The organism is Chryseobacterium sp. SIMBA_029 (assembly GCF_046535275.1).
Taxonomy (GTDB): domain Bacteria; phylum Bacteroidota; class Bacteroidia; order Flavobacteriales; family Weeksellaceae; genus Chryseobacterium.
Window position 1 is genome coordinate 1 of the sequence record NZ_JAWRXA010000189.1, and the last position, 289, is coordinate 289.

Here is a 289-nt window from a genome sequence, read left to right on the forward strand (position 1 = left end):
GAGCAGATGTTTATTCAGAACTTCCATTAGGAAATAAGAATAAGGAAATGGGATTAACCTTATATTCTGTTTATTATCATTACAACTATGGCCCGAATTATTTAAGGGTAAGTGGCCTTCTGAATCCTGGCACTCCGGATGCACAATTTACAGGACAAAAAGCACTAGAAGGAGCTGGAAATAACAGAGTTTTGATGGGAACAGGAAATATATGGTTTTCTCAAGTGGGGTTTGTCCTTCCTAAATTCAGTAAGATCCTGAAAGTACAACCTTTCTTTAATTATGCATT

The 289-nt window shown here is 36.3% G+C and carries 1 pseudogene; it reads left to right on the forward strand.

The features are described from left to right. Window positions 1-289: pseudogene (locus SB679_RS23770) on the forward strand (porin); the annotation flags it as partial.